The sequence below is a fragment of the Moorena sp. SIO3B2 genome, assembly GCF_010692525.1.
Classification (GTDB): domain Bacteria; phylum Cyanobacteriota; class Cyanobacteriia; order Cyanobacteriales; family Coleofasciculaceae; genus Moorena; species Moorena producens.
The window spans coordinates 1-4,706 of sequence record NZ_JAAHHE010000426.1; the positions used below are offsets into that span (position 1 = coordinate 1).

4 protein-coding genes are annotated in these 4,706 nt (G+C 43.5%); all 4 read right to left on the bottom strand.

From position 1 onward, the window contains the following. Nucleotides 1-58: 58 nt before the first annotated feature. The 4 genes from F6K38_RS35300 to F6K38_RS35315 all read right to left on the bottom strand — a co-directional run bounded on the left by F6K38_RS35300 (nt 59) and on the right by F6K38_RS35315 (nt 4,599). Nucleotides 59-1,789: a tetratricopeptide repeat protein gene (locus F6K38_RS35300; RefSeq protein ID WP_287359745.1), complete on the bottom strand. Its 1,731-nt coding sequence runs from the start codon at nt 1,787-1,789 to the stop codon at nt 59-61. Continuing rightward, complete coding sequence (locus tag F6K38_RS35305; protein WP_287359747.1) at nt 1,776-1,964, bottom strand: hypothetical protein; 189 nt, start codon at nt 1,962-1,964, stop codon at nt 1,776-1,778. Before F6K38_RS35305 ends, F6K38_RS35300 begins: the two co-directional genes overlap by 14 nt. Nucleotides 1,965-2,844: 880 nt before the next feature. Next, complete coding sequence (locus F6K38_RS35310) at nt 2,845-3,012, bottom strand: hypothetical protein (RefSeq protein ID WP_287359748.1); 168 nt, start codon at nt 3,010-3,012, stop codon at nt 2,845-2,847. Nucleotides 3,013-3,159: 147 nt separating this feature from the next. Further along, complete coding sequence (locus F6K38_RS35315; RefSeq protein WP_287359750.1) at nt 3,160-4,599, bottom strand: NHLP bacteriocin system secretion protein; 1,440 nt, start codon at nt 4,597-4,599, stop codon at nt 3,160-3,162. Between the last annotated feature and the right edge of the window lie 107 nt (nt 4,600-4,706).

Sequence of the window (4,706 nt, forward strand, 5' to 3'; positions counted from 1 at the left end):
AGAATTGTTAAAACAACCAAAGGGTTTTTGCCCACACTACTTACTATTGCGTCATTGCTCAATCTTGGGTAAAATCCTCAAAGGTTCTAACTTTCAGAGCTTCTTGGAAATAAGCGTTGGCAAGTTCAATATTCTGTGCTTTCTCACCTTTGATTCGGTTACGGTAAGCAATACTAAGATTATATTTTGTCTCTGCCCAATCAATAGGAAATGCCTCAAAGGTATAAACTAGAAGAGCCTGTTGGTAACAAGCGATCGCTTCTTCTATATTCTGTGCTTTGGGATCTTTAATTCTTTCATAGTAAGCATTACCGAGATTGTTTTGAGTCGATGCCCATTTTTCGGGAAATGCTTGACTGGTGCGTACTTCTAAAGCCAATTGGTAGCAAGCGATCGCTTTTTCTAGGTTTTGTGCTTTCTGACCTGTGATTCGGTTACGGTAAGTAATACCGAGATTGAATTGAGTCGATGCCCAATCAATAGGAAAAGCTTCACGGGTGTGTACTTCTAAAGCCAATTGGTAGCAAGCGATGGCATTTTCAATATTCTGTCTTTTCTGACCTGTGATTCTGTAATAGTAAGCACGACCGAGATTTTTTTGAGTCGATGCCCAATCAACAGGAAAAGCATCACGGGTGTGTACTTCTAAAGCCAATTGGTAGCAAGCGATGGCATTGTCTAGGTTTTGTGCCTTCTGACCTGTGATTCTGTTAACGTAAGCACGACCGAGATTGAATTGAGCCATTGCCCATTGTTCGGGAAAAGCTTCACGAGTGTAAACGGCTAAAGCCAATTGGTAGCAAGCGATGGCCTCTTCTTGGTTTTGTGCTTTGGCACCTGTGATTCTGTCAGAGTAAGCAATACCGAGATTGTTTTGAGTCATTGCCCATTGTTCGGGAAAAGCTTGACTGGTGCGTACTTCTAAAGCCAATTGGTAGCAAGCGATCGCTTTTTCTAGGTTTTGTGCCTTCTGACCTGTGATTCTGTTACGGTAAGCAATACCGAGATTGTTTTGAGTCGATGCCCAATCATAGGGGAAAGCTTTACGGGTGCGTACTTCTAAAGCCAATTGGTAGCAAGCGATCGCTTTTTCTAAGTTTTGTGCTTTCTGACCTGTGATTCTGTTACGGTAAGCACTACCGAGATTGTGTTGAGTCGTTGCCCATTGTTCGGGAAAAGCTTGACTGGTGCGTACTTCTAAAGCCAATTGGTAGCAAGCGATCGCATTTTCTAGGTTTTGTGCTTTCTCCCCTGTGATTCTCTCAGAGTAAGCAATACCGAGATTGTTTTGAGTCTGTGCCCATTGTTCGGGAAAAGCTTCACGGGTGTAAACGGCTAAAGCGGATTGGAAGCAAGCGATGGCATTTTCTAGGTTTTGTGCTTTGGAACCTGTGATTCTGTCAGAGTAAGCAATACCGAGATTGTGTTGAGTCTGTGCCCATTGTTCGGGAAAAGCTTCACGGGTGATAACAGTTAGTGCCACTTCATAGCCAGTGATGGCAATTGAACTATTGCTGGCTTTTTCACCCAAGGGGAATTGCTGAATTAGATTGCTGAAGTCAACAATAACTGCTGCTATATTTTCCGCTTCATCTGGTTTCACTTCCGCCAGCTTAGTTGTTGCCCAATCCCGGAATAATTCTGCTAATCTAGGATTAATTTTGTCTGTATTGTCTGCCAGTAATGGGTAAACTATCTCGGCGTCACCATTACTATCTCTAGTTGCTTGTAGTACCTGTAAGAGAAAATCAAGTTGGGCATCAGATTTGTTGCGATTACCCCCCATCATTAACTCCCATCAATAGCTCTATAGTATCTCCTATTATTTTATAGCCTTTCTCCTGGCGTTGCTGATTATGGGTATGGTTTCGCCCCCCTAGCCCCCCAATTCTGGGGGGAACAAAACTCTCAAGCGATGCAGCGCGGTCTTGGGGAGGCAGCGCGGTCTTGGGGGTTCCCCCCATGAGCGACTGCCGTGGTTTCCCCCACTCGCTATTGCATCAAGACAAGTCCCCCAGAATTGGGGGATTTAGGGGGCTTTAATAAAACCAGATGATCGCGCATTCATTCCTTAATTCAGCAACGCCTTTCTCCTAGCTATGAAGTAAACATTATTTTTTCCCTATTGCTAGCATGCCTATTGCCTGGCGGGTAGCGCTATACCTAATTGCAAAAGCGATGCAGTGCCGCCAAAGGGGGTTTCCACGGGGCTTTCAAGCTGCGGACGCAGGTTCCGCAGGCAGCCCCTCCCCATGAGCGACTGCATCAAGACACTGAGATGCACCTAACCAGTCCTGCCATGTGAGGAAATTGTCCTCGTTAAGAGCAAAAAAGTACTCGTTTTTAATACAAAAGTACTATTTAGTTAGGAATAAATGGGTACTCGTGTGTTAGAAATGATTACCTGGTCTGGTCTATTGTTAACCCTTGAGCCTTATAGCCCTATTGCTAGCATGCCTATTGCTAGCATGCCTATTGCTTACTCCCTGCTCCCTAAAAGCCCAGACGTTGTACCTAACAGCAATTGCAAACCGCTGTATTGATAATTGTGATATTTTTGCCATCATGGAAGTAACTCCTATTTAGGTGGGAGGAAAACCGCGCTGGCGTCGGTGAATGGTTTTAACCAGCGCGGTTATTAGTTTCAGTCTCAATATCTATAGTATAGATAACTCCTGGCAAAAATGCAAGGGGTAATTTAAATTGTTTACATTTATTTACAAATACTATTTTTAGGGATTGATGGATTCAATTATGAATAAATCATGATAGCAATGGAAGTCTAGCTTAGGACATATTTTTTTATTTAAAAGGTAAGCATTCAGCTTCAATGTAAGCTAACATTTAATCAAATTGTGGATCATCTTGATATTTTCCCGCTAATTTGAGCCAAGGATTTTCTTGATTCATTAATTCCTTCTGGAGTACCTTAAATACAGCTTTCTTTCCCTCTAAAGGTAATTGCTGTACTAACATAATTACTTGCTCAACTGTTAGATCTAAGGTGGGCATAGCGGTCACTTTGTGGAAATTTATACTTGTTTTATTATATAGCGGTTTTTAGCCTAATCAGGTACACAGGATTTGTTCCCTGTTCCCTGTTCCCTGTTCCCTGTTCCCTAAAACCTAAAGATTTTTACCTAACCCAATTGATAATTTCTATATCCCACTCCACTCTCTCAAAATAGGTAAAACCCAAGTAATCGGCCTACGCTCTTCTACTGTTACCCTTACCGTTGTTGTGGTTCCTGGAGAAATTTCCAACTGGGGTCCGAGGGAAGATGACCATTGATAACCACTGGGGGTTTTTGAGTCAAGTTGTAATTTAGCGATCGCTTCGATTTTACCTCCTTCCTCACCCATTAATTTTTGTACCACCTCCGGATTTCCTATCACCGAACTCGCCCCTGCTGAGGTGATGGAAAAGGGAGAAACTTCGGTAATTTTCCCCACAATTCCTCCATATCTTGTCCGTTTTACCGTATCCGGTGTAATTAAAATCCCCATTCCCGGTTGAATTTTCTTGCCATCCTCCACAGCAAAATAAGTCACGCTGATCATATCCCTAGCTTTTCCTGGTGTTTGTAAGGTTCCCAGGGGATTTCCGGGGTTGAGATATTGCCCCACAGTAGCCGTTATTTCTAGAATGCATCCGGTATGGGGACTTTTAATAATACTGTTGTCTGCAACGTCTTGTTGCAATCGGGCGATAGTTTGCTGTATGTCCTGAATTTGATTCTTATCAGTATTACTAGCTTCCAGATTATCCTGTTCTAGTTGTTTACTACGGGTGTCTAGTTTTTCTAATTCCGCTTTAATTTGAGTAATACTATTGATATTTTCTAAATACTTCTGTTGTAGCTCCGTTTCCTGTACCTGCAACTGTTGCAATTGTGCTTGAATCTCGGAGATAGTTTGACGAATTTCTCGATAGTCTTGTTCTGCTTGTAAAACCCGTTCAGAAGAAATTGCTCCTTGTTGTTGCAAGTCCCGTTGCTTGGCCAGTCGCTGTTGTAGTATTGGGGTTAATTCTTGGGCATCTTTGAGCTGTTGTTGGAGGCTGCGACGCTGGATCAAGATGCTAGTTAATCCTTGATCTTGGAGGCGGGGAGTCAAGGTTTCAGTATCTCGTAACCGTTGTTGTAAGCTGGTGCGTTCAGCAGTAATTGCTGCTGTTTCTAGTTCGGTTCGTTGTTGTCGCAGTAACGTACTTTTTGCGATTTGTTGCTTTAACTGAGCCAGTTTATCCCGTTCTTGTTGCAACTGCTGTTTTAGATCAGAGGGGTTAATGATTCCCAGGATATCGTCTTTTTTTACACATTGACCTGTGCGAATCGTTAAGGATTCCAACTGTCCCGATATCGGAGATTGCAACGGTACCACCCGACGGGGATTAATCAGCACTCCCTTACCAGTGACAGTGATCGGAATAGTCCCAACTATGCTCCAGAGTACCCCAATCAGGCCGAATATCGCTAATCCCCCCAATGGTAGCCAATCGACGGGACTAACCACTGGCATTAACCGATCTAACTGTTCTGGGTCAGATAATCGGTCTAGGGCTTGTTGACGGAAGATAGGGGGTTTTTGCTGAGTCATTATCAGGGAGGAGGGAATCGGGAATCGGGAATCGGGAATCGGGAATCGGGAATCGGGAATCGGGAATCGGGAATCGGGAATCGGGAATCCGATTGATTAGCTGAGTC

What these genes read in the sequence shown, in the direction of transcription:
- F6K38_RS35300 (WP_287359745.1), bottom strand. Translation starts at nt 1,789, where the DNA reads ATGATGGGGGGTAATCGCAACAAATCTGATGCCCAACTTGATTTTCTC.
- F6K38_RS35315 (WP_287359750.1), bottom strand. Translation starts at nt 4,599, where the DNA reads ATGACTCAGCAAAAACCCCCTATCTTCCGTCAACAAGCCCTAGACCGA.
- F6K38_RS35305 (WP_287359747.1), bottom strand. Translation starts at nt 1,964, where the DNA reads ATGGGGGGAACCCCCAAGACCGCGCTGCCTCCCCAAGACCGCGCTGCA.
- F6K38_RS35310 (WP_287359748.1), bottom strand. Translation starts at nt 3,012, where the DNA reads ATGCCCACCTTAGATCTAACAGTTGAGCAAGTAATTATGTTAGTACAG.